The organism is Reichenbachiella agarivorans (genome assembly GCF_025502585.1).
GTDB lineage: Bacteria > Bacteroidota > Bacteroidia > Cytophagales > Cyclobacteriaceae > Reichenbachiella > Reichenbachiella agarivorans.
Genome location: NZ_CP106679.1, coordinates 1,151,629 through 1,177,565, shown reverse-complemented (window position 1 = coordinate 1,177,565; position 25,937 = coordinate 1,151,629). Strand labels below are relative to the sequence as shown.

Here is a 25,937-nt window from a genome sequence, read left to right as displayed (position 1 = left end):
ACTAGTTTATGCACAATATAAAACATGCTATTTATCATAAAAATAACTCAAATGGCTAATTTTAGCTCATTTGAGTTATTAATTTATGATGAAACATAAACTACGTAGTTTATCGTAGTTTTATTCCAATTACCAACACATCATCTTTTTGTTCTTCACTTCCCTTCCATTCCTTGAAGTCATCCATCAAGATGGTTTTTTGTGTTTCTGACTCCATGTTTTGTACCAACTTGAGTTGTGATTTGAAACTGTCCAAACCTAATGGTTTTTCATTTATGTTAGTTTGATGATAATAACCATTCGTGTAGAGATAGATGGACTCGCCCGGTAGATAAGAGATCACCTCTCTGCTAAATTTCCCTTTTTCATCTTCTGGGAATTGTCCGATAGGCCATTTTGCACCCTGGTATTCATTGATAGTGTTTCCTGCTACGTGCATGACACTATTGTTGGCTCCAGAGAAGTATATTTTTTGTTTCAACTCATCGACAATAATGATCGAAACATCCATCGCATCTTTCATTTTGACGCTGAGTGTTCTGGTTTTGAGCGAATGCTCAAATTTCTTATCCAGGAGTTTTAGTACTTTGTCTGGGTACAGGAGTTTGTTGGAACTAAAAATTTCTTTGACCAAAGAAATACCCAGCATGCCCAAAAATCCACCAGATACCCCCTTGCCTGTACAATTGGATACAATGACAATTTTGTACTCTGAGATTTGTTTGAACCAATAGAAATCTCCTGATACCTTTTTTTGCGGTTGGAAGATGAGGAAGGAATCCTCAAAGAGATCCTTCAACGAAGACTCGTCTTCCAACAGTGCATTTTGGAGGCTCCCCATATGCTGTAGAGAATTGTCGTACTCTTCCTGCTTGTTGCGGAGTTCATCGCGCTCGGCAGTGGCTTTTTCTTTCATACTATCCAGCATGAGACCCATTTGTCGCACAGCAACTAATGGTGGGATAATGCTCCCCATTTCGTCCATGTATCTGACACGATCCTCCGAGATCATTTTTTTCCTTCTTTCCTGATTGATTGAGAGGTACTCGATGACAGAGTAGATGTTGTAGCCTTTGTCACTGACTCTGATAGAAACCTGTGCTACTTTTTGATCATCAATTTCATTGATTTCTACATCCATAGAACTGTTGCCTACAAACGACCCGATTTTTTCCTCTACAGGAGATACCCTGAGACCGATGGTTTTTTTGATGATCGAAAACACAATGTAGGAGACAAAAGTCGTGAATATAAAGCAAGTGGCTATGCCGATGAATTGTGTACCAAGCTGTATCCACCTGCTGTGCACGAGCAGCTCTTCTTGTCCAAAAAGGGCTACACAGAGTGTCCCAAATACACCTCCAATACCGTGTACTGCTATGGCACCTACAGGATCGTCTAGCTTCCATTTTTCAGCTATAATCACATAGAATATGTTGTGTATCACACCAGCGAGTAGACCAATGATCAAGCTGGATATAGGAGTCACTACATTGCAACAGGCTGTTATGGCCACCAGACCAGTCAAACTACCACCTGCAATCTTTTCGATCACGTCAGTTTTTTTCTGAAAAAGATAGGCATGGAAGAATGCTGAAAAACATGCTCCTGCTCCTGCCAGATTTGTATTGAGGATGATTTGTGGTACGTCATTGTTAAACGCCAAGGTACTGCCTCCATTGAATCCCCACCAACCTAGCCAGAGTATCATGACTCCTAGAATACTGTAGGCATAATCAGAGGCTTTGGTAGGTTGGATACGACCGTAGGCGTCATATCTACCGAGTCTTGGCCCTACCATGTAGATGCCCATTACAGCCACCCAGGCTCCCGTGGAGTGAACGACTGTTGACCCTGCAAAATCCATAAAACCAAGGCTTGCCAGCCAAGGCTCATTGTCTGTCACCCACAGATTGCCCCAAGCCCAGTGTCCAAACACAGGATAGATAATGGTGGCCGTGATCAATGAGACTATAAAGTAGGCAACTACACCTGTCCTACCTGACATAGCACCAGATACAATAGTCAACGCGGTGCCTGCAAATGCAAGTTGAAAAAGGAAGAAAATGAGGATTTTGCCAGTGTCGATGGAGTCGCCAGCGAAATAGTGAAATCCAAAGATGCCATTGGTTGAGTCCCCAAACATGATGGCAAAGCCGACGAGAAAGAAGGCAATACTGCCCGCTACCCAGTCGAGCAAATTTTTGGCACCAATACCAGATCGGTGTTCTTTTTTGACCAGACCAGTCTCCAAAACCTTGAATCCTGCTTGCATAAAGAATACCAAGGCTGCCGCTACTAGCACCCATAGGTCATCAAGATTGAGCTGAATTAAATTTAGACTTTCTACTACATTGGGGTCGGGTGGGGATGCGATCAGGGTTATCAGGCCTGTTAAAAATGTGTTCATAAAATGAGTTGATTATTAGAGTTCAATCTCATTTTTGGACTATGCTGCTGTTGTTTGCCGCCTTAGTCGACATGCTGCGAATACATGTTTTTCCAAAGCTGCTTTTATCGGTGAGTGCTGATTTTCTCTAATTCCAATATTAGATCATTTAATGAAGCGAAAAAATGTCCCATGACAAGTGTAAAACTGTTTTTACTACAGTATTTGGATATAAAAATACAGCCACCCTTTGCTGAGCAAAGTGGTGGCTGAGGTAACGTACACATATTAAATTACCAATGATTTGTGTTTCGTTAGGTGGGTTGGTGACAAATGCTTTTTACAAGGATTGTTTTTTGGTTGTATCCTTCTTTTTGCGCTTAACGGGAGTTTCTTTCTCCTTCTTTTCTCCTTTGGTATTTTCTAGTTCGTTCAGCTTCCTTTTGAGTTCATAATTGGCCGCTACGAGTTCATTGATTTTTTCATTGGCCTCATTGATTTGTGATGAGGCATAATGTTTTTCTTGTTCGGTTTGTCCTAGGAAAGTAATCGACTTTTGGACGTATTCGTGCAGTTCTGAGATTTCGGTTTCTTTCTTTTTGGCACTTTTGATCATGGGACGGAAAATAAAGAATGCCTCCAAAAGAATGAGGATCAATGCCACTGCCAACAAGGTGTATTCTGATATGGATAGTTGTTCAACTTTGCGAGAGGCCAGACGGTCATACTCGAATGTGATATCATTCATCAGTTTCAAAAAGCTGGCTTCATTGTCCAGAATTATCTGGGTACTTTGATTGAGTTGTTGCATTTGCGTCTCTTGGGTGCTACGAGAGAAACCAATTTTTTTGATGTCTTCGACGGCAGCCAAGATGTCCGCATAGTAAGGTTGTATCTCTACAAATAGCTCCAAAAGACGCTCGGACTTGTTCATGTCCGTGACATCTATGTTTTCATTGCCAAATTGCAGCGCCTTATGCGACTGAGTCCATAGTTCAGCGGCATTGCTCAATTCTTGTTTGGTTGAATAATACTCTTCCCTAGTCTTGCTATCCTGTAGTTTGAGTGCGGCCTTGGTTATCTTTTGACTGAGCATCCGTTGTCTACCCGATATGTTGATGATACGGGAGTCTGATTTGCTGTCAGAGATGGTTTTTTGAACTAAAATTTGGCTTGTCACTATGGCTACTGTCAGGATTGCAAGAAACAGTAAGTACTGTAGGGACAGTTTTTTCATAATCAGTGGTTTAGAAAATTCATCAAATAGCTTCTGTAGTCATAGTAGTCTTCATGCTCCAACACATGGACTCTATCTCTAGGCCTTTCGAATGGAATTCTTAGCTCATCGCCAATTTTGGCAAATGGACCACTGGTCATCATGATCACACGATCCGCTAAGAAGATGGATTCATCTACATCATGGGTGACCATGAGGGCGGTGATCTGCTCTTTTTGCCATACTTCTAACAGCACATCTTGCAATTCACCCCTAGTTAAAGAATCCAACATCCCAAAAGGTTCGTCAAGTAACAAAACTTTCGGTTTAAGTGCAAATGCTCGAGCAATTCCTACGCGCTGTTGCATGCCTTGAGATAGCTCATTGGCTCTTTTGTGTAGATCATTGGCTAATCCTACCTTATCTAGATAGTATTTGCAGATATCCATTTTTTGCTTTTTGTCAGCGTGAGGGAATACCTGTTTCACACCGATCATTACATTTTGGAGTGTGGTCAGCCATGGAAAAAGACTAGGTGACTGGAATACGACTGCTCTATCTGGTCCGGCTCCTCGGATCTCTTCTTCATCTAAGAGTACTTTGCCACCACTGATGTCGTTGAGCCCTGCGATCATGGATAGCAGAGTGGACTTCCCACAGCCTGAGTGTCCGATGATAGAGATAAATTCTCCTTGCTTGATCGATAATTGTAGGTCTGCGAGTACAGTATAATCCCCCTTTGGAGCGGGATAGATTTTGGTAATGTCTTGGCATACCAACATTTCAGGTCGTGTATCTATGCCCGTTTTGTTGGCTTTCTGTTGTATGATTTCTTTTTCTAAAACTTCCATGTGTACGTGAGTTTAGTTTGACGATTTAGATGCGATTGATTCTTTTTTTAGAAATATTTTACTTTTTGTTTTTTCCGTCCCCATTGTATCCTTCCAGGCATGATGGGTTTTAGATCTGGCAACAATATTTCTTTTGTCGTGCTTTGTTTTCTGGAAGAACCGACTTCAATCAGGTATTCGATCACCTTGTTTCTCAATAGCTTGTAGTTGGGATCCTTGTTGATTTCTGTAATGACGCGAGGTCTTTCAAATCCCACTTTGAACTCTGGCCCTAAGGTAGCATTGGGTCCTGGGTTGAGAGGAATGATCCTGTCTGCCATGACGATACCTTCGTCCACGTCGTTGGTGATGAGTAGACAGGTTTTTTTGTCTTCTCCCCATATTTTTACAATTTCTTCTTGCAAGGAACCTCTGGTCAATGCATCTAGTGCTGATAGTGGTTCGTCCATGACCAGCATGTCTGGATTCATGGCCAAGGCGCGTGCTACAGAGACTCTTTGTCTCATCCCTCCAGAGAGTTCACCAGGCTTTTTGTCTATGGCGTGAGACAGATTGACCATGGCGACATATTTTTCAATGATCTCTTTCTTTTCCTTGCTGCTGGATTTTGAATACACTTCATCAATGGCCAATTTGACGTTGTCTCGGACACTAAGCCATGGCAGTAGGGAGTAATTTTGAAAGACAACTCCTCGGTCTGGACCTGGTCCTTCGATGGGTTTGCCGTTAAGCAATACTTCTCCCGAATCAGGAAATAGTAGACCGTTGATTAAGTTGACGAGGGTGGTTTTGCCACTGCCTGTGAAACCCACGATCGCTACAAACTCACCTTCTTCGATGTGCAGGTTGATGTTTTTGAGAACGTCAACTTTGTCCTTTCCCGTTCCGTAGGACTTGCTTACATTATTTAATTCTAGAAATGCCATGTATTTGGTAGTTAATTGGTTAATAGTAACTTGTCTGTGATTTATGCCACTGTGGCTTTGTCAAAGGACATGAATTTCTGGATGGTCATCATGATTCTATCCAGTGCAAAACCGATGAACCCAATGACGAACATGGCTACTATGATTTTGGCATTGGAGTCGTTGGCACCATTTTGAAATTCCTCCCAAACAAATGAACCTAATCCTGGACTTTGGGCCAGCAATTCTATCGCAATCAATACCATCCAAGCCACAGAGAGGGTGATTCTCAAGCCAGTGAATATCAGCGGGATAGAAGCTGGAAGGATCACTTTGAATATGTTTTTACCCACAGACAGTTTTAAGACTTTCGAGACATTCATGAAGTCTTTGTCCACGGTAGAGACCCCCATGCTGGTGTTGATTAGTGTCGCCCACATGGCGCAGAGACCGACACTGATGAAGGAGATCATGAATGACTTGTCGATGTTGGGGTCTGTGATCAGGGTTTTGATGATCATAAAGACCAATAGCAACCAAACTACGGGTGACACAGGCTTGAATATCTGAATCAACCAGTTGAACGAAGTGCGTAGTGTAGAACTCAATCCGATGATAATACCGATAGGAATGGCGATGAATGCCGCCAATAAAAACCCTGCAAATACAGTCTTGATGCTGGTTTTGATTTGATCTACAAATGAAGGGCGACCCGTGTATGAGATAGGGTCTTGTCCATTTTCAGCTCTTTTGGCATTGACTTTCTCCGTTTTCTTGGCAAAGTCTTCTTTTTTCTGTGCGATCAATTTGTGATCTGCCAAGAGTGCCAGGTATGCTCCCCATACTTGTTTGGGAGATGGCAGGGTGTTGGGCTGGCAGCTTACGCTACCGGATTCGATACAGGTCTTCATCGCTACTGCGGCTTCTTCTCCCTGATCTGTCAATGCTTTTTCTATTTTTCTATCCGCTTCTTTGTTGAACAAATAAGTGGCACCACTGTGCCATATACCCAAGAAGAGTATTACGGAGAATAAAGGAAACAATGCACGTTTTACAAATGCGGTAGTGTTTTTTTTAGGTTCTTCACCATTGATTAGGCGAATGAGTGGTTCTAAGAAGCCAAGTCCACAAAATCGGATTGCTTTTATAATCTTATCTTTCATTTCGTTAATATTTATGTGTGTACGTTTTGTCTAGTATTTTCTGGCTCGGTAGGGGCAGTAAGGGAGAAATCTAGATTTGTGATTTCTCCCTTGGTTCCTGTTTTTATTCAATATTTAATCTTTGTTGCCTATTTCGAAGCTGTTGATGTAACCAATTGGGTCTTTGCCATCATAGCTGGTACCATCGATGAAATCCGAAGAAGCGGGTTTGTAGCCATCTGTTACTGGAATTTCATCTTGAGACAAATAGCCTTCAGCCAACAAGAGCTTAGCTGCTTTTTCCCAGATGTCAGGTCTGTAGATATCTTTGATAGTCTCTGAGTACCATTCGGCTGGTTTCGACTCTGGGATTTGTCCCCATCGTCTCATTTGTGTCAAGAACCAAGTGCCATCTGAGTAGAATGGGTAGGTCGCATGGTACCTGAAGAATACGTTGAAATCTGGCATAGAGCGTTTGTCACCTTTTTCGAATTCGAAAGTGCCCGTCATTGAGTTGGCAATTACTACTGAATCAGCTCCTACATAGGCTGGCATAGATAATATACCGACAGCCTCAGGTCGGTTGCCTGGTGTGTCCAACCATTTGCCTGCCCTGATCAATGCTTTGGTGATCGCTATCGCCGTATTTGGGTACTTTTCGGTAAAGTCTTTGGTCATCACAAATACCTTTTCTGGATTGTTTTTCCAAATGTCATAGTTGGTCGTCACTGGCACACCAATTCCTTTGAAGACAGCCTGTTGATTCCATGGTTCTCCGACACAGTATCCATAGATGGTGCCTGCTTCTAGCGTGGCGGGCATTTGTGGAGGAGGAGTGACTGATAGCAATACATCTGCATCTACTTGACCTTGGATATTGTCTGCAGTGTAATATCCAGGGTTGATTCCTGCCGCTGCTAGCCAATATCTGATTTCGTAATTGTGCGTAGATACTGGGAATACCATTCCCATTTTGAATGGTTTACCGCTTTTTTTGTATTCGTCGATCACAGGTGCTAGTGCATCTGCTTTGATGGGGTGAATCAATTTTCCATCTGCATCTACAGGCACATTTGGCTTCATTTTAGACCAAACATCGTTGGATACAGTGATTCCATTGCCGTTGAGATCCATAGAGAATGCTGTCACCAACTCTGCTTGCCGTCCAAATCCAGCTCCAGCAGCGATAGGCTGTCCTGCAAGCATGTGTGCACCATCTAGTTGTCCATCGATTACTCTATCCAATATGTTTTTCCAATTGGATTGAGCTTCGATGGTAACGAAGAGCCCTTCATCCTCGAAATAGCCCAATTCCTTAGCTATAGCGAGAGGAGCCATGTCAGTCAATTTGATGAAGCCAAAAGTCAATTCTGGCTTTTCAATGTCTAGCTGTACTGTCTGTGACGTAGCGTCAGAGACTTCTACAGCAGTTGTTTCTGATTTCTTGCTACCACATTGGCTGAGCAAGAACATCAGTGCGGCAAAGGCACTGAGTCTGAGTAGGAAATGGTTGTATACCTTTTTCATAGAATTATCTGTTTTGATGGTTTATAAAAATTTAGGAGTGAAGATCAGTTGTGCCCAAGCCCAGTTGTTGACCGACGATGAGCCAGTAGCGATGTTTTTGATGGCGTCCATTGAGTCTGTAGCAAACATTTGTGAGTAGCCCAATTTGAACGTGCCAGAGGTACCTAGTTTTCTGACATAGACCAAGTCTACTTCCGTGCCTAGTCCATTGTCGATGTCCGACCCAGCACCGTCTAGTACTTCAGAGGCAGTCAAGAAGTAATGGACATGTCCTAGCAGCGATCCCTTTCCTATTTTGAAACTAGTTTTCAAATAGATGTCTTGCAGACCTCCTTTGTGTCCATTGCCTACATAGAAGTAATCCATGAAACCATAGAATGCGTGATTGGTACCAAACAATGGTGCAAAGACTGTGTTTTTGCTGCTATTGGGATCTTGACCAGATAGGTAGTCATAGCCGATGGTGATGGGTGTGATGGAAGTTTTCATCGTTCCAGATAGAGAGAACATGTATGCGCTCAGATCACTAAGTGCAATTTTCCCTCCTTGGTAGAATGCTTCTGCATTCAAAGCCAAGTCACCTAATTTTTTCATCCCCATCAACCCATAAGTTTGTCTGTTGGCTACCGAATCGTCCAAACCATATTGTCTTGCATCGTTGATCAGGTAGGCTGAGACGCTTGCCGCACTGAATTTCTTGTTGAGGTAGGCATATTCCATGTGCTTGTAGTTGCCAGTAGCGTGGTAGGGACCATTTGCGGTGAATGAAGGATAGTAAGTTCCGGTCAATCTCACTGGCTCACTGCCCGTCGCTGGGTTTTGGTTGTATGCAGCACCCACATGTACCTTGAGACCGAGGGTGTCTTCATACATGAAGAGCAAGGCGTCATGTCTCAAACCTTGCATCGCCCACTCAAGACCGCCGAACATTCTTTGGTTGTCGTAGGAGATAATTTGACGTCCCATCTTCATCGATATTTTGGGAGTCATGTAGTACCTAGCCCATGCTTGAGAGATACCGAATGATCCACCATAATCTTTGTCGACAACTCCGTCAGCGCCCCACATTCTGATGTCTTGCAGATCGACCTGAACTTCCAAATCTTCCATCTTGTAATTGGCATACAAGCGAACTCTTTGCTCTACAAAGAAGGCTGGATCTTGCGATTCTAATATGGGTGTTTTGAAACCGTTTCTGTACTCGCTTCTGGCGTTGACTTCACCAGACAAGGTGAACTGAGCTTGGGCTCCAAAGCATCCCAATAGGAGAGCTACAAATACGAGGTATAAAGTTTTCATGTTGATCTTATTGTTTTAGTTAGAAATTTGCTTTTTCATCAAACTACGTAGTGATACGTATCAAAATCAGTAGTTATTTCAGCAAACCTACGTGGTGGGTTTTTTCTATAAAATGTGATAATGCAGAAGAAAATAAATTTTATGTACACATAGAAAAATGATATAAGTACATGTAAAGAAAGAATATGTCTGTTTTCTTTCTTTTTGAAGGGGTTTTGAATTGAGGAGTGAAAAAGATGAAAAAATCGTCTCTGAAAAAAAGTTTTGCTAGAATTGCAGTATAAATAAGTAGTAATACGTAGTAAATATGACCATTAAGGACAAGCTAAATTCAGTAATAGGGAGTATCTCGGGTTTTTCGAGGCAGACCAATATGGTCGCAATCAATGCCGCGATTCATGCGGGGAAGCTATCTCAAAAGGAAGGTGCACCATTTCAGGTATTGGCCAGAGAGATACAAAACATGAGTGATAGATCGATGACCAAACTGGAAGAATTGGACAAGTTGATTGATGAAATCGAAGCGCTCTCAAAGCTCATCAACGTGACAGGAAGTCAACGCATGTTGTTGATGAAATTGGTGAATTCAGTACTGATGGATGATGCCAAAATGAAGGAAGAAACTATACAACAATTTGAAAAAAACATGGAGGCAATTCGTTTGGCGCGGATCAATATTTCTGAACAGGGTTTGATGATAGAAAGTATCGGTGTTGATTGGGATGAACTGCGCACTGACCTAGGTGAATTGCCTATAGATACCTTGAACCAAAGGGTTGTTTTGATCATCCAAAAAATCAACCAATTGCTTTCGCAATACGAGAAACTCTCAGGGCATTAATTCTCCTATTTTTTTCAAATTTTATTTAGACGTAGTTTCGAAGTTTTCTTTGATCTGTGGAGCCGCTTTGTCCGTCATTTTTTGTATTACAGCATGCATCCAAACAAGACAAATGACTGAAAGGACAATCATCAGTATCCAGCAGCTAGACCATAGACCCGTTGCTTCTAGCAGGTATCCAAATACTATCGGGCAAACAAATCCACCTAATCCACCCAACACGCCTACCATTCCGCCGACTACACCAACTTCGTTGGGGAAATAATCAGGAATGTGCTTGTACACTGCCGCTTTGCCGATACCCCAGATAGAACCTAGAATGATAACCAAAGTAGCAAATACCCATACATTGGCTTGAAAATATATGTGCGTTTTTCCTTCAGCGATGATTTGCTTTTTCTGGATTTGATCACCTACGTTTACCGCAGGTTCTTGCCAGGTTTCTTTGACTGGCCAAAAGTGAAATTCATTCTCTACATTGCTGAGTTTGTCCGTTTTCTGAGCTACATCATACCGTAGGTCATCTACTATGATATGGTCAGGAGAGACGACTGTGACCGTGCCAGCTTTTTTGGCAGAGACACCTTCTCCAGTGGCAAACACATCCATTTTAGGAAGAATCAGGGCTGCAGACAGTATCAATGTGCCGCCTAAGACGCGATACATGATCATTCTCGCACCAAACTTGTCCGACAACCAACCGCCAAATGCCCTGACTATACCTGATGGCAAACTAAAACATGAGGCAAGAATACCTGCAGTAGCCAAGTCGAATGAATACACATTGGTGTAATAGGGAACCAGCCATCCAGCAAAAGAGACGAAGCATCCAAATACCAAAAAGTAGTAGAGACCAAATCTCCATACCCTGATGCTCTTCAGTGGACTCAGTAGGTTGATAATAATTTTTGTGCTGGTTGCTGGTTTTTTGTTTTCTGTCGACAAGAAGAATACGAGAGCCATTAGAACAAAGCCCGCTGCGTACAGTTGTGGTAGCAATCTCCAGTTGTCTAGGTTGGTCTTGTCATCGGTGAGGTAGTTGAGGATACTGGGGCCTACCAGTGTGGTGATTGCAGCACCCGAATTGCCCGCACCAAATATTCCTAGTACAGTACCTTGTTTGTGCTTAGGAAACCAAAGAGAACTGTATACAATTCCAATGGCAAAACTAGTGCCTGCCAGCCCAAACCTAAACTGCATAATGCATAGAAATGATAGAAATCATCCACCCAAGACAGCAAGTACATAAGTACTACACACACGAGTAGTTGGCAGGTAAAAACAGGTTCCCCTCCAAATTTGTCTGTATGTTTTTTAGTCGGACTCAGCTACAATCAGACCCATCACCAATGCGCGATGTTGTTTATTTTCAGCTGTCCAAAAAGAAGTTGTGCTCGGATATTTCTTTTTTGAGTCTTGGTACATCTACGATTCCCAGCCTTTTGCCACTTGCCCTGAGCAGGTTCTCCTTTTTCAAGCTAGAAATAACTCGGATTACTTGTTCGTCGGTGGTCCCTGCAAAATCAGCAATCTCTTTTCTAGACAATTGAATGTTGAGGTAATCATTGGTTTGACCAAACTTGCGAAAAATGTACAAAAATGCATCAATGACTTTTTCTCTGACGGTCATCTGTGCAAATTTCCTTACTTTGGTTTCACTTCGATTCAGTTCTTCTGCATAAAACATCATGAAATCATAAGTGAGATTCGGCAATTTGTGAAGCATGTCTTGCAAAGTGTCATTGGTGAAATTGCACAAAACAGTATCCTCAATAGCCACAGCGTTGATTTGATAAGATTGACCAATTCCAAAGCCTCGGTGACCGATGATCTCCCCGTCTTTGGCGAAACGAACAATCTGCTCACGTCCTTGAAAACCTGTTTTAGCTACCTTTACTTTGCCATTGTAGACAAAGTATAGACCATGTACAGGCGCTCCTTCGAGGATGAACTGTTGCCCCTTTTTGCACTGAATCGTGTGTTTCAAAGCCAGATATTCCTCGACTTCTGGTACATGACTGTTTCTCTTGATAATACATTCCAGGTTTTGACAGGTTTTGCAAGGCTCATTTCTCATATCAAAATAAAATTACGTATAACTACGTACAAATAAATACAAATACTTAATAATACACAACCTTTAGAGAGAAATGAATTGCATTTAATGCAGGATTTTATAGGTAAAAGTTCAGAAAACTACCTGTTAGACAGTTTGTTGGCAATATTTGGTGTTGCATATTTAATTTTCCTTTAACTCCGTAATATTGAGATTCTTCTCACAACCCAATATCCTCACAGCGCATGCTTGACTGTATGTTGCATAACAAGGTGTTTGTAACCAGGGTGTTAGATTCAATTACCTGCTGATTGGTTGTCACTGTTTCCCGTCCTATGTGAGTTCAGTCCAAGTTGCCAATCGTACCATCTTCTACCTTGAAAATTTTTAAGGGGTCGAATTGATTTTGGAGTAGACTTCTGGTGCGTTCTTCCCTAGCATCTGTTATGAAAATTTGTTTGAATCGATCAGATGCAATGATCTCTAGCATTTTTTTGATGCGATGATCGTCGAGCTTGTCAAAAATATCATCTAAAAGCAAAATTGGCGTGATGCTGAGATGATCTTTCACGAATTCAAATTGAGCGAGCTTCAGGGATATTAAGCTCGACTTTTGCTGACCTTGTGAGCCGTATTTTTTGAGCGCTTGACCATTGATGGAGAATAGGTATTCATCTCGGTGTACACCTACTAGTGTTCTGAGCATGACCATGTCACGCTCACGGCTTTTATTGAATTGTGCCTCAAAGTCAGAAGCTAAGCCTTTGGAATTGTAAGTAATCTGTACCTGCTCTCTGTCCTCTGATATCATGTGATAGTTGCGTTGGAAGTAGGGCTGGTACTCTTGGATGAAAGCTTGGCGTCTTCCAGCAATCAATTTCCCCACATGAATAAGAGTATGATCATAGTTTGTCAGCAACGTGTCATCAAAACGCCTGCTTTCTTTAAAGGTTTTAAGCAAGGCATTTCTTTGCTTGAGGTGGTGATTGTATTTGATGAGCCAGCTGAGGTATTCCTGATCATATTGTGAAATGATGCTATCAAAAAATTTTCTACGTACCTCGTTGCTCTCACGGATCAGTTCATCATCGTTGGGTGCGATCATCACCACAGGAAACTGCCCTATGTGTTGACTCAGTTTTTCGTATTCTTGGCCATCTACTTTGAAGAGCTTTTTTTCCTGAGATTTCAAGCTGCAATGAACAAGGCGTTCTCTTTCTTTCAAAAGAAAATTGCCCTTTACAGCAAAAAAGGATTCTCCATGACGAATATTCTGACTATCTATGGAGTTGAAAGCTGATTTCGTGAGAGACAGGTAATAAATGGCGTCCAAAATGTTCGTTTTGCCACTACCATTCAATCCCACAAAGCAATTGATGTGATCGCAAAAATCAACTTCCTCTGATTGATAGTTTTTAAAATTACTGAGTTTGAGCGACTGAAGAAACATATATTTTTGCTGAAGTTGTGAAATTAACTAATTTCGCACTTCGCTGACCTAGTGTTAAGATCAAACCTTGAAAATATTGCGTATTTACGCTTTAAACCCTATTAGAAATGGCAAGTGTAAAAGATAAAAAAGTTACAAGAGCAAAATCCAAAAGTGATTTTCCAAAAGAGACCTATATGACGTGGTACGAAACCATGTTATTGATGAGAAAATTTGAAGAGAAGGCAGGTCAGTTATATGGTCAGCAAAAGATCAAAGGTTTTTGTCACCTTTATATAGGTCAAGAAGCCTGTGTGGCTGGAGCAGTTTCTGCGTTGGAAAAAGGTGATAAGATGATCACTGCCTATAGAGATCACGCACATCCGATGGCGTTGGGGTCTGATCCTAAAGCAATCATGGCAGAGTTGTATGGCAAAGAAACGGGTATTTCTAAAGGGAAAGGCGGATCTATGCACATGTTTGATAAAGAAAACGGTTTCTTTGGCGGACATGGTATCGTAGGTGGTCAGGTGCCGTTAGGAGCTGGTATTGCATTTGCAGAACAGTACAATAACACTGGCAAACTTTGTATGACATATATGGGAGATGGTGCCGTGAGACAAGGAGCTTTTCACGAAGCTTTAAACATGGCCATGACCATGAAACTTCCAGTTATCTTTTGTATCGAAAACAATGGCTATGCCATGGGTACATCAGTAGCTAGAACATCCAACGTGACTAGCCTCGAACAATTAGGAAGTGCGTATGCGATGCCTTCAGAGTCTGTCGACGGGATGTCTGTAATCGACGTACATCATGCTGTTGCCAGAGCTGCCAAAAGAGCCAAATCGGGTGAGGGACCAACTTTATTGGAATTCAAAACATACAGATACAAAGGACACTCTATGTCTGACCCTGCAAAGTATAGAACCAAGGAGGAATTGGAAAAATACAAGCAGAGAGATCCAATCGAGCAAATCAAGTATGAAATCCTCGATCAAAAAATTGCTACGGAGAAGGAATTGGAAGCCATAGGAGACAAGATCAAAGTAATCGTGGACGAGTCTGTCAAGTTTGCCGAGGAGTCATCATATCCTACAGCAGACAAAGCTTACACCGACGTGTACGCTGATACTTCCTATCCATTCTTGGAGGATTAATTAGGCTGGAAATACAAAAGATGGTGGTGATTCAAAAACTTATTAGATTTGCCGCCTTGAATTTGAATAACAATGACGAAAAAGAGAAAAGACGCAGAGAAGCACGGTAGTGATTTGCTTGAAAATCCAGAAGCTCTTGCGGAGCAATTGTCTAGAACTGAGAAGTTTTTAGAAAAAAATAAAGCCCTCGTCTCGATTGTAGGGGTGGTGATTGCTGTAGTTGTGTTGGGATTTGTGTTTGGTAGATACTATATAGACAACCAGAATAAGAGTGCACATGCCGATATGTTTCAGGCGGTGTATTACTTTGAAGCAGACAGCTTGGGATTGGCGCTCAACGGTGATGGCAACAATTATGGCCTGCTTGAGATCATAGATCAATATCCGATGACAGAAGCTGCAAACTTGGCTAACTACTATGCAGGCGCGACGTACTTGAAATTGGGTGATTTTGACAATGCCTTGAAGTATTTGAAAGACTTCAGCGCATCAGATTATCTGATTCAGTCTAGAGCATACCTGTTGACAGGAGATGCATACATGGAATTGGGTAAGTTTTCGGATGCAGCTAGCTACTACGAAAAGGCAGCTGATAATGAAGAAAACGATCAATTTTCTCCTTACTATCTGATCAAAGCGGCTATTGCCAACGAAAAATCAGGCAGTATTAAAGATGCGTTGAAAAACTATCAAGAGATTGTGAGCGATTATGCCAGCTCAGCAGTGTATCAAGATGCGATCAAGCATGTGGCTAGACTAGAAGGCTCAAGCAAGTAATCAAGAAATAATATTGAAAAAAAGGGATGGATTTTTATCCATCCCTTTTTTATTTGCACAAAAATTAGAAATGTCATGGCGAGTGCGTTAAAAAATCTGAGTGATTACAGTTCCAAAAACCTGGTAGACATCAGCGATAAAATCTTTGCAGTTGTGGTTGCAGAGTGGAACGAAGAGGTAACAGGTTCATTGTACAATGGAGCTGTCCAAACGCTCTTGAGCCATGGTGCGAAACAGGAAAACATCGTAAAAGTAGAGGTTCCGGGTAGTTTTGAACTCAGTCTTGGGGCGCAAAAATTGGCGCAGAGAGAGGATGTGGATGCAGTGATTTGTTTGGGCTGTGTGATACAGGGCGAGACCCGTCATTTTGATTTCATCTGTGATGCAGTTGCTCATGGAGTTACCAATGTCTCATTGAAATATGACAAGCCTGTGATATTTGGTGTGCTGACTCCAGAAAATCAAAAACAAGCAATGGATCGTGCAGGAGGCAAACATGGCAACAAAGGTGATGAAGCCGCAATTACCGCCATCAAGATGCTAGCCCTCTAGTCGCTTTACCCAAAACTGAGATTAAGATAGATTTAGCTCTGTTTCAAGGTCTGTGGTTCACAGACCTGATGTCAAAACAGTAGTTGTCAATACTACCTACTACAAAATTCCCCAGTAGAAGAAAACTAACCACACCAGTAGGAAAAGCGGTAGTAACACAGGGATAGAGAATCTGATGATGTAACCAAAAAAAGATGGCATTTTGATGCCAACCTGCTCAGCAATTGATTTGACCATGAAGTTAGGGCCATTACCAATATAGGTCATAGACCCAAAGAACACAGCTGCAACAGAGATCGCTTTCAATGATAGAATAGAGTTGACAAAATCACTTCCTCCTCTGGCAAAATCTACTACCTGAACCAAACTATTGATGGATGCTCCCTGTGAGGCCATTGCAGCAGTCAAAAAGTTGATGTAGGTAGGTGCATTATCAAGAAAACCAGACAGCAAGCCAGTGCCCCAAAAAAGGGTGTTGGGTGTAATCATAGCCGCACCTGCATCTGATTGAGCAAAATTACCTACCAATTCCAAAGCAGGCATCATGGTACCAAAGATGCCAATGAATATAAAAGCAACTTCTCTAATGGGTTCAAAATTGAACTCATTACCCTCAAGAGCTTTTTTGTCAGCCATCTTATAGGACAAGAAACCACAAGACAACATAATCAGCTCGCGAACAAAAGAAAACTTTTGACCTTCATAGGTGATCGCTGGAACCCATTCCAATACGTTGGGATCTAAAAATACAGAACCCACGATGACTGCTAGCCAAGCAAAATTTTTCGTCCCTGTAAAAGTAATCTTCCCTGTTGGGATGTCTGTATCCTCACCAAAACTGTAGTCCGTTTTGTTTCTTTTGTCAATGATATAGAAAATGACACCCAGTATTGAGCTGGCAAAAAGCCATGGAATCAAATTGTGCTTCAGCGTCCAAAAGAACGGCACACCTTTGAGAAAACCTAAAAACAATGGAGGATCACCGATAGGTGTCAAAGAACCACCTATGTTGCTTACCATAAAAATGAAGAAAATGATGTGGTAAGGTTTGATGCGGTTTTTGTTTAGTCTAATAAAGGGACGGATCAAAAGCATAGAAGCTCCTGTTGTGCCAATGATGTTGGCAATAAGAGCACCTATTAGTAATATGATCACATTGGTGAATGGCTTGGCCTCTTTGTCTACTTCTATCATGATGCCTCCAGAGGCAATGAAAAGTCCACTCAGCAAAGCAATAAACTGCAAATATTCTGCAACAGCATGTACGGGAGAATGGTGATTGTGCAAGACGAATAAATAATAGATGACCACTATTCCCGCCAAAACACAAGCAACTATCGGATAGTTCTTGTGCCAAAAATGTTCATAGAAGAGCGGACCTGTTGCAATCATCAGGAGCAATAGCACAAAGGGAATTACAGTCCACGCAGGGGCATGGTGATGTTCCGCTTCTATATCTCCGCTCACCTCTGTTGATGCTATACTGGCAGTATGATCATCGTAGATGTCGGATTCAAATGTATTTGCAACAGCTAGTTGTGTTACAATTAGTAGTAAAAAGAGAATAAAAAACTTCCGCATGAGGACACTTATATCGTAAGGCAATAATATATAAATGAGGTGAACCCGTCTATCTTCTGATTGGATTATTTACTACACTACGTAGCATATAGGTGGAAATACCTAGATTAAATATATCAAGTCATGCAGGAATAATTAAATCGATAACACAAATTATTATAGAATTGACTCTAAATTCATATTTGGATAATCTCATCAAGTATAAATGAATCTCGTCGCAATAGATATTGGCAATACAAGGATTAAAATTGGGGTCTTCATTGAGGACGTCTTGTCTACAACGCTACAAGCAAATACGCTGCATGAAGTCCAAACTATGCTGAATGAAATAAGACCTGAAAGGGTCATCACATGCAGTGTATCCACGCCCGTGTCAGAACAGCGATCGTATCTGTCAGATTACAATGTATTGTATCTGACACCTGACACTCCAGTACCTGTTCATAATAGGTATGAGTCCAAGATGACATTGGGCTTAGATCGTTTGGCAGCAGTGGTGGGGGCTGAGAGTTTGGGATTTGAGCAAGATGTGTTGGTCATAGATGTGGGAACTTGTATCACCTATGACCTATTGGACAGACAAAAAAATTACCACGGCGGCAGCATCTCTCCAGGCATCGAATTGCGATTCAAATCCATGAATGATTACACAAAGAATCTACCATTGATTACAGACTACCAAGAGGCAAATCTGGTGGGCAAGTCTACTCGAGAGGCACTGATTAGTGGCGTGATCTGCGGAATTGCAGCAGAAATCCAAGGAATGATTGGTCTCTTTAGAGGCAGTTGGCCTGATTTAAAGGTGATTATGTGTGGAGGTGGAGCAAATCGCTTTGAATCTAAATTAAAAGAATCCATCTTTGCATCCCCTGAATTGGTGCTGGTCGGACTGAAAAGGATTTTGGAGTACAATGAGGATAAAAAATAAGTTAGCTTTTATAGCGATATTTTTCTGTAGCTTTTGGGCACAGGGACAAATTACATTTTCCACATATTCTGTTTTTGGTCTGGGTGATATCCAATCAAAAAGTATGTCGCATCAAATGTCGATGGGAGGAGTGGGGATTGCAACCCCCAGTTTTTATCATGTCAACAACTTGAACCCCGCTTTGCTGACCTATAATACTTTGAGTGTATTTGAGCTTGGCCTTCAAGGAGAAAGTCGCACCGCAGCTAGTGCTTTGGACAAACAAACCACTGGCTCGGGAGGTTTCAAGTACCTGAGTTTTGCCTTTCCTATTTTATATGATCGATTGACGACCAACCTTGGCGTAAGACCCTATAGCACGGTGAACTATAATTTTGCCACTGCGAGTGAGGTAAATGGCAACCCAGACGTGTCTTCGTTTTCACAACGTACAGGAGAAGGGGGGATCACAGAGGTTTATTGGTCCAATGGAGTCAAAATCTTTGATAACCTTTCTTTGGGGGTGACGGGCTCATTCTTGTTTGGGCTCATTCTTGATGAGGAAAAAACATTGCTATTGGGAGACGATTTGCCCTCTCAGGTTCCTTCTGGGGTTTTGGAAAAAACTAATTATAAAGGATACAGATTGGGCTTTGGTGCTGCCTATGAGTTTGAGTTGGCTGAGAAAAGAAGTTTGCATGTTGGCGCCACCTATGATTTAGCCAATAGTTTAGAAGGAGATAGATTGGTACGGCAGGTGACTTATGTGGCGAGTAGTACCCTGCCTGGGGATACTTTGACCAATCTGAGTTTCAAGAGTGCTTTTGATATGCCTGCTGAATTTGGCTTTGGTATTTCATATGAATATCACAATAGACTGAAAGTAGGTTTGGATCTGAATAGAAATATCTGGAAGAAAGACGCGGCATTTGGCGATTTCAGCCGACAAGAGTACAGAAGTACCTACAAGGCAGCCATTGGGGTGGAATTTATACCCAAGTACAATGACGTAGATAGCTATATGAGCAGGGTCAGGTATCGCTTTGGATTGAACTATGAGCAGCTGCCTTACTTGGTGGGAAGCAATAAGATTGATGATTTTGGCATTACTTTTGGGTGGTCACTACCTGTCAAGTCTGTTTCGGCATTGAATATGGCATTCCAATACGGACAGAGAGGTACTAAGGATGACGGCTTGGTTAAAGAAAGCTATTTTAAGTTCAACTTAGGTGTGACACTGAATGATCGGTGGTTTATTAGGAGAAAATATAATTAACAATTAGTTCGAGATTTGTTGAGAAAGTGGATTGTTCATCATAATTTTTCGCTTTTTTATGACTCAACTATCAAAACATAACAAAATATGAAAAAGCTACTATTGATAGGGTTCGTTGTTTGTATGAACGCAGCAGCAATAGCTCAACCAGGATGGAACTGGCCAGAAGAAGTAGATAAAGCGAAGGAAAAGAATGCGCTTTACGTGGATGCGGTTAAAAGCAAACAATATGCTGTAGCAGTAGCCCCTCACCAATGGTTGTTGGACAATTGTCCTGATCTCAATGAGTCTCTGTATATAAATGGAGCCAAAATATACGAGGGATTGGAAGACAAAGAATCAGATCCAGCTAAGCAGTTGTCCTACCAAGAAAAGGCCTTGAAGATGTATGACGATAGAATCAAATACTTCGGCGATGAGGCCAATGTATTGAACAGAAAGGCATTTGCTGCCTACAAGTTCTACAAAGGAAATCAGTCTAAATACAAAGAATTGTTGGATTTGTTTGACAAAACCTTTGATATGAATGGTGTAGAGACGATGGACAACAACTTGGTGGCTTATATGGATGTCGTGAGACGATACAAGCTGAGTGGAGGTGCCATCTCTGATGAAGACGTAATCGATAGATACGGTAAAATCTCTGATGTCATTGCTGAAAAAGATGCAGTCAAGAGTGATTCGAAGTACACGGTGTACCAAGAAAACGTAGACAAGTTGTTGACTGCTACTGTGGATGTCAACTGTGAGTTTGTGGAGACCAAATTGGTACCTAAGATGAATGAAACGAAGGATCCAAAAATGGCTAAAAAGGTCTTTCAGTTGTTGCTATCTGCTAAATGTACAGACAGCCCAGCCTTTGTTCAGGCAGGAGAGTTGGTTTATAAAGCCGAGCCTTCTTATGGCATGGCGAAGGTTCTGGGTATCAAATTTGCGGCTGACAATCAATATTCCAAAGCAGCTGAGTATTACAATGCTGCAGTTGGCATGTCTGACGATAATTTGAAAAAGGCCGAAATCTATTTGAATATGGCTCAGATGTTTGCTAGTAGTGGACAAAAATCAGAAGCTAGAAACTATGCGAGAAAAGCATTGGCTAATGATCCATCTGCAGGTGAGGCATACACTTTGATCGGCAACTTGTATTTCCAGAGCTACAATGATTGTAGACAAGGGGTGAGCAAGGTAGATGATAGATTGGTTTTCATCGCTGCTTACAACCAGTACAAAAAAGCAGGTAATACAGCCATGATGGCAAAGGCACAAGAACAATTCCCATCGATTTCTGAGATATTTGAATTGGGATTGGCCGAAGGACAATCAATGACTTTGGGCTGTTGGATCAACGAGACCGTGACACTCGAAAGAAGACCTAATTAATCGATAATTGAAAAATATTGAAAAGCACCTTACTTCTTCTGAGTGGGTGCTTTTTTTGCTTTCTATGAAACATATATTTCCCTTGATATTGATGTTATCCATTCTTTCATGCGAAAGCAAGAAGTCTGTACTGGAAAAAGAGACCTATGATGGCCCTTCTGTAGCGATGGATAGCATTGATGTTTTGATTTCAGACTCTGCAATCACCAAATTGCGATTGGTTGCTCCTAGACAGATGGTTTATGAGAATGAGGACAGGGATTTTCCGAATGGCATCTACTTGGAATTTTACAATGATGTAGGGATACTTTCCTCCACCCTTCGCGCCAATTCAGGATATTATTTCGCTGAGGAAGATTACTACAAAGCAGAGGGCGATGTGCAGATGCATGGCATAGCCAAAGGAGATGAACTGCATACAGAATTGCTCAACTGGGTACCTAAGGAGGAAAGAATACACACGGACAAATTTGTAACCATCAAATCTGATGGTGAGTTGTTGAAGGGAGAAGGCTTGGAGGCGAGTGAAGATTTTGATGAGTACACTATTTTGAATCCTACTGGGGTGATGAATATTAGTCCCAATAAAAAGAAAAACGAAGATGAGTCTGGATTTGATGAGGATTTGGTTTTTGAAGAGGACACTACAGTGTATGAAAATGAAATAGAAGAGTAATATGAATTCGGTATTTCAAATTGTTATTTTTACCTTGTCGGCAGGATTTTTTCTGATAGGCTTGCACCAGACAATGACTTATGGTTTTGCGCAATCCTATTGGATTTTTATGTTAAGCGTATCTCTCTTACTTTTATATCAATTTAAAAAGAACAAAAAGTAGCTATCCAACAATCTATGGACACATTTCTGTTAGGAGGAATCCTGGCTTCTGTATTATTTTCTGCACTGTTTTCGGGAATCGAAATCGCGTTTATCACCACGGATAAATTGCATATCGAATTGCAAGGCAAGCAAGGAGGCCTTTCTGCAAGGATGCTATCCAAGTTCTCCAACAACCCATCCAATTTTATTGCTACGACTTTGATTGGAAACAACCTATGCCTTGTGGTATATGGTATTTTTATGTCTATGTTATTAGATCCTTGGTTGGTGGCTGTACTCCCACCCAGCATGAACAATGACATAGTCGTGCTGCTACTCCAGACGATTATTTCCACCATTGTGGTGTTGTTTACCGCAGAGTATGTGCCGAAGAGTATATTCCTGATCAATCCATACATCTTTCTTTCGGTGCTTTCACTTCCCATTCTAGTGATTTATTATTTATTCAGTCCGATAGTTTACGTCGTGGTGCAGGGTAGCAAATTTTTGATTACACGAGTATTTGGCTTGGAGTATTCTGATGACCGCCCAGTCTACGGATTGACTGATCTCAACAACTACATCAAAAACATCATGGATGATGACGATGATGAAGACCAAGATGTAGATGCCAAATATTTCAACAATGCGTTGGACTTTAAGGGAATCAAAGTAAGAGATTGTATGATTCCACGTACGGATATCAAAGCTGTAGATGTCAATGACACGATAGATGACTTGAGAGAACTATTTGTGGAGACAGGACATTCCAAAATCCTAGTTTATGATGAGTCTATTGATGATGTGATTGGCTATTGTCACTCACTGGCATTATTCAAGAAGCCCAAGGACATCGCGAGTATCTTGACCAAAATCATCATCGTACCAGAGACCATGCCTGCCAATGAGCTAATGATCCAGCTCATCACCGAGCACAAGAGTTTGGCCTTGGTGGTGGATGAATATGGTGGGACATCGGGTATAGTGAGTTTGGAAGACATCATGGAAGAGATATTTGGTGAGATTCGTGATGAGCACGACGAGGACGATTTGGTGGAGTTGAAACTAAGTCCTACCGAATACATATTTAGTGCGAGACAGGAGGTAGATTACATCAATGAAACCTACGCTCTGAATCTCCCACTAGGTGAATACGACACGCTAGGAGGCCTGATCTTGACAATCAACGAAAACCTACCAGAGCAAGGAGAGCTCATCGTAGTGCCCAATTACAGTTTTGAAATATTACTCATGGAAGAAGCTCGAATCGAAAAAATCAAACTTCGAGTTTTGACAGAAGAATAGCCTCTTATACAAGGATTTAACTAAGAACAGGAAAATTTTGATATTAACCAGAGGGTTTCTTATTTTGCGCATCTTTTTAACATAAAATACACATGGCATTAATTAATACATTAAGGAATAAGGGGGGAAAGATAATCGTCGGACTCATAGGGTTTTCGATCGTGGCTTTTGTATTGGCAGATTTGCTCGGTCCTAATTCTAGAATCTTCGGTGGATCTACCGAGGTTGGTGAAATAGCAGGACAGACTATTTCCTATCAGGACTTCTTGGACAAACAAGAAGAAATGACCTACAATTTCCAATTGAATCAAGGCAGAAGCCCTTCTGCTTCTGAGCAGGAGTACATCCGCAACCAGACTTGGGATGCGCTGATTAGTGTCTATGCGTTTGAAAATCAGTTCAAAATTTTGGGATTGAGAATTTCTGACGAAGAAATCGTAGATATGGTACAGGGGGACAACATCAGTCCACAGATCAGACAAGCCTTTACCAATCCAGAAACTGGACAGTTTGACAAAGAAAATGTGATCAGCTTTTTGCAAAGCTTGAGCGATCAAGCTCCTCAGCAGAGAGCGTCTTGGTACAACTTCGAGAAGAGTCTGGCTCCAGCTAGACAAAGAACCAAGTACAACAATTTGATTTTGAAAACAAACTATGCTACTGAGGCAGAAGCTATGTATGAGTACCAAAACTCTAACAACACGGCTGAAGTAAACTATATTTATGTCCCGTTCTACTCAATCCATGATAGTGTAGTGAGCGTGACTGATGCAGAGTTGAAAGCATATTTGTCAGAGCATGAGGATGAATACAAAAGAGACGCGTCCAAAGCGATCAAGTATGTGATCATCGATGTAGTACCATCTGCAGCGGATACCTTGGCGGTCAAAGAGGACATTGACGCCTTGGCTGCTAAGTTTGCCAAAGCAGAGAATGATTCATTGTTTGCTACGGTCAACTCTGATGCTGGTGATGCCTATATGAGCTATACCATCGATCAGTTGCCAGCAGTGGTACAAGATGCCGAAGCAGGTGCTGTCGTAGGGCCTATCGTAGAGAGTGGTAGCTATGTGATCTACAAAGTGTCAGGTGAGACCGAGGGAGATGAGTACGCTGCAAGAGCAAGCCACATTTTGATCAAATCGGCTGACGAGTCTGCTGAGGCTAAAGCCAAAGCCAAGGCGGAAGCAAAAGACATCCTGAAACAAATCAAAGGAGGTGCTGATTTTGCTGAGATGGCAAGATTGCATGGTACCGATGGTACTGCTTCTAAAGGTGGTGACTTAGGTTGGTTTGCTGAAGGCAGAATGGTGGCACCTTTCCAAGAGGCTGTATTCAATGCAAAAAGCAAAGGGCTGCTTTCTGACGTGGTAGAGACGCAGTTTGGCTATCACATCATCGATGTGACCGAGTTGAAGACCAACAAAAAATACAACGTAGCAAAAGTGGCTTTGGAGCTATATGTGAGTGACGAAACAAGAAACACTTTCTATAGAGACGCTGAGAAATTTGCGTTTGACACCAACAAGGCCAGTGAATTTGATGCCAACGCTGCTGCAGCGGGCTACAAAGTGAAAACTGCTGGTCAGTTAGGGTCAAATGATAAAAGAATCACTGGCTTGACTGAGGCTAGGAGTGTGGTTTACTGGGCATATAATACTGCCAGTGTAGGTGATGTGTCAGATGTATTCGAAATCGAAAACCAGTATGTCATAGCTACATTGGTATCTGAGCAAAAAGAAGGTGTAGCCAATCTGGCCGCCGTGGAAAACGAAGTGAGCAGAAAAGTAAAGGATGCTAAGAAAGCCAAAATCTTGATTGACAAACTCAATGCGATCGAAGAGGAAGCCTTGGTGAATAAGGTAATAGCTTATGACGGTGACAATGCAAAATACTATTCCATGACAGATCTCAAATTGAGCAGCAACTCATTGACTAGCGTGGGTATCGCACCTAAAGCAGTAGGCATAGCTTTCTCAATGGAGCCAGGAGAACGTACTGCTCCTTTTGCAATTGACAATGGGGTCATTCAGATAGAATTGGTGAACAAAACGGAAGCGTCTCCGATTTCGGATTACGAGGTATATAGAAACCAAGCCGTAGCAGCGAGACAATCGAGATTGTCATATAGCATCGACCAAGCAGTCAGAGAACTTGCAGACATCACAGACGAGAGATACAAGTTTTTCTAATAGAGAAACAAAAGATAACTTTGAGTCCTGACACAAAAAGTCAGGACTTTTTTATTTATGGACGAATCTTCACAATCATTCAAAGAGAAGCTGGATAGCGTACATGTCTTTCCAACTTTGTATCTGTTCAAGTTTATCGTGCCAGAAGCGCAGATACCTGAGGTCAAGGCACTGTTTGCTAAACATGACGTCAAGCTGAAACCCTCTAAAAATGGCAAATACTCCAGTGTGACTATTCAAGTGATGATGGGCAGCAGTGACCAGGTGATCGAGACTTACGAAAAGGCCAAAAAAATTGAGGGCATCATATCCTTGTAAAATCTACATTGAGA

At 41.7% G+C, this 25,937-nt stretch carries 22 protein-coding genes; 11 read left to right on the top strand and 11 right to left on the bottom strand.

From position 1 onward, the window contains the following. Window positions 1-109: 109 nt before the first annotated feature. The 7 genes from amt to N6H18_RS04930 all read right to left on the bottom strand — a co-directional run bounded on the left by amt (window position 110) and on the right by N6H18_RS04930 (window position 9,329). Window positions 110-2,410, bottom strand: coding sequence for an ammonium transporter (amt, locus tag N6H18_RS04960; protein WP_262310728.1), 2,301 nt, complete (start codon window positions 2,408-2,410; stop codon window positions 110-112). Window positions 2,411-2,729: 319 nt separating this feature from the next. Beyond that, complete coding sequence (locus N6H18_RS04955) at window positions 2,730-3,626, bottom strand: type IV pili methyl-accepting chemotaxis transducer N-terminal domain-containing protein (RefSeq protein WP_262310727.1); 897 nt, start codon at window positions 3,624-3,626, stop codon at window positions 2,730-2,732. Window positions 3,627-3,628: 2 nt separating this feature from the next. Beyond that, the gene (locus tag N6H18_RS04950; protein WP_262310726.1) at window positions 3,629-4,456 is read right to left on the bottom strand and encodes an ABC transporter ATP-binding protein; all 828 of its coding nucleotides are present in this window, start codon (window positions 4,454-4,456) and stop codon (window positions 3,629-3,631) included. Between the two features lie 47 nt (window positions 4,457-4,503). Beyond that, window positions 4,504-5,382, bottom strand: a complete 879-nt coding sequence (locus tag N6H18_RS04945) for an ABC transporter ATP-binding protein (RefSeq protein ID WP_262310725.1) — start codon at window positions 5,380-5,382, stop codon at window positions 4,504-4,506. A 41-nt stretch (window positions 5,383-5,423) separates the two neighbouring features. Next, complete coding sequence (locus N6H18_RS04940; RefSeq protein WP_262310724.1) at window positions 5,424-6,524, bottom strand: ABC transporter permease; 1,101 nt, start codon at window positions 6,522-6,524, stop codon at window positions 5,424-5,426. Window positions 6,525-6,638: 114 nt separating this feature from the next. Then, on the bottom strand, window positions 6,639-8,030 hold the full coding sequence (locus N6H18_RS04935; protein WP_262310723.1) for a CmpA/NrtA family ABC transporter substrate-binding protein: 1,392 nt from the start codon (window positions 8,028-8,030) through the stop codon (window positions 6,639-6,641). A 21-nt stretch (window positions 8,031-8,051) separates the two neighbouring features. After that, window positions 8,052-9,329, bottom strand: coding sequence for an alginate export family protein (locus N6H18_RS04930; RefSeq protein ID WP_262310722.1), 1,278 nt, complete (start codon window positions 9,327-9,329; stop codon window positions 8,052-8,054). A gap of 307 nt (window positions 9,330-9,636) precedes the next feature. On the opposite strand from N6H18_RS04930, the gene N6H18_RS04925 reads away from it, so the two are divergent. Then, the gene (locus tag N6H18_RS04925) at window positions 9,637-10,170 is read left to right on the top strand and encodes a methyl-accepting chemotaxis protein (RefSeq protein ID WP_262310721.1); all 534 of its coding nucleotides are present in this window, start codon (window positions 9,637-9,639) and stop codon (window positions 10,168-10,170) included. A 21-nt stretch (window positions 10,171-10,191) separates the two neighbouring features. On the opposite strand, the gene N6H18_RS04920 is transcribed toward N6H18_RS04925, so the two are convergent. From N6H18_RS04920 to recF, 3 genes are all read right to left on the bottom strand, one after another. Next, window positions 10,192-11,370, bottom strand: coding sequence for an MFS transporter (locus N6H18_RS04920; RefSeq protein ID WP_262310720.1), 1,179 nt, complete (start codon window positions 11,368-11,370; stop codon window positions 10,192-10,194). Window positions 11,371-11,539: 169 nt separating this feature from the next. Next, window positions 11,540-12,247 carry a Crp/Fnr family transcriptional regulator gene (locus N6H18_RS04915; RefSeq protein ID WP_262310719.1) on the bottom strand — a complete coding sequence of 236 codons (708 nt, stop codon included), beginning with the start codon at window positions 12,245-12,247 and terminating at the stop codon, window positions 11,540-11,542. Window positions 12,248-12,569: 322 nt separating this feature from the next. Beyond that, entirely contained in the window at window positions 12,570-13,676 is a 1,107-nt protein-coding gene (gene recF, locus N6H18_RS04910; RefSeq protein ID WP_262310718.1) for a DNA replication/repair protein RecF, read from the bottom strand. A 107-nt stretch (window positions 13,677-13,783) separates the two neighbouring features. Between recF and pdhA the strand changes: the two genes are divergently transcribed. From pdhA to ribH, 3 genes are all read left to right on the top strand, one after another. Continuing rightward, window positions 13,784-14,815 carry a pyruvate dehydrogenase (acetyl-transferring) E1 component subunit alpha gene (pdhA, locus tag N6H18_RS04905; protein ID WP_262310717.1) on the top strand — a complete coding sequence of 344 codons (1,032 nt, stop codon included), beginning with the start codon at window positions 13,784-13,786 and terminating at the stop codon, window positions 14,813-14,815. Between the two features lie 72 nt (window positions 14,816-14,887). After that, window positions 14,888-15,592 (top strand): tetratricopeptide repeat protein, encoded by a 705-nt coding sequence (locus tag N6H18_RS04900; protein WP_262310716.1) that lies wholly within the window; start codon window positions 14,888-14,890, stop codon window positions 15,590-15,592. Between the two features lie 75 nt (window positions 15,593-15,667). Further along, entirely contained in the window at window positions 15,668-16,144 is a 477-nt protein-coding gene (ribH, locus tag N6H18_RS04895) for a 6,7-dimethyl-8-ribityllumazine synthase (protein WP_262310715.1), read from the top strand. 99 nt (window positions 16,145-16,243) lie between these two features. On the opposite strand, the gene N6H18_RS04890 is transcribed toward ribH, so the two are convergent. Then, a complete protein-coding gene (locus N6H18_RS04890) occupies window positions 16,244-17,725 on the bottom strand; it encodes a sodium:proton antiporter (RefSeq protein WP_262310714.1) in 1,482 nt (493 codons plus the stop codon). A gap of 205 nt (window positions 17,726-17,930) precedes the next feature. On the opposite strand from N6H18_RS04890, the gene N6H18_RS04885 reads away from it, so the two are divergent. The 7 genes from N6H18_RS04885 (at window position 17,931) to N6H18_RS04855 (ending at window position 25,923) form a co-directional block, all read left to right on the top strand. Continuing rightward, window positions 17,931-18,653: a type III pantothenate kinase gene (locus N6H18_RS04885; RefSeq protein ID WP_262310713.1), complete on the top strand. Its 723-nt coding sequence runs from the start codon at window positions 17,931-17,933 to the stop codon at window positions 18,651-18,653. A 103-nt stretch (window positions 18,654-18,756) separates the two neighbouring features. Next, a complete protein-coding gene (locus N6H18_RS04880) occupies window positions 18,757-19,908 on the top strand; it encodes an outer membrane protein transport protein (RefSeq protein WP_262310712.1) in 1,152 nt (383 codons plus the stop codon). A gap of 87 nt (window positions 19,909-19,995) precedes the next feature. Beyond that, window positions 19,996-21,288 (top strand): tetratricopeptide repeat protein, encoded by a 1,293-nt coding sequence (locus N6H18_RS04875; RefSeq protein WP_262310711.1) that lies wholly within the window; start codon window positions 19,996-19,998, stop codon window positions 21,286-21,288. Between the two features lie 64 nt (window positions 21,289-21,352). Next, complete coding sequence (gene lptC, locus N6H18_RS04870; RefSeq protein ID WP_262310710.1) at window positions 21,353-21,964, top strand: LPS export ABC transporter periplasmic protein LptC; 612 nt, start codon at window positions 21,353-21,355, stop codon at window positions 21,962-21,964. Between the two features lie 177 nt (window positions 21,965-22,141). Then, window positions 22,142-23,413, top strand: coding sequence for a hemolysin family protein (locus N6H18_RS04865; protein WP_262310709.1), 1,272 nt, complete (start codon window positions 22,142-22,144; stop codon window positions 23,411-23,413). A gap of 92 nt (window positions 23,414-23,505) precedes the next feature. Further along, window positions 23,506-25,605 (top strand): peptidylprolyl isomerase, encoded by a 2,100-nt coding sequence (locus N6H18_RS04860; RefSeq protein WP_262310708.1) that lies wholly within the window; start codon window positions 23,506-23,508, stop codon window positions 25,603-25,605. 57 nt (window positions 25,606-25,662) lie between these two features. Continuing rightward, complete coding sequence (locus tag N6H18_RS04855) at window positions 25,663-25,923, top strand: DUF493 domain-containing protein (protein ID WP_262310707.1); 261 nt, start codon at window positions 25,663-25,665, stop codon at window positions 25,921-25,923. Window positions 25,924-25,937 lie beyond the last annotated feature (14 nt).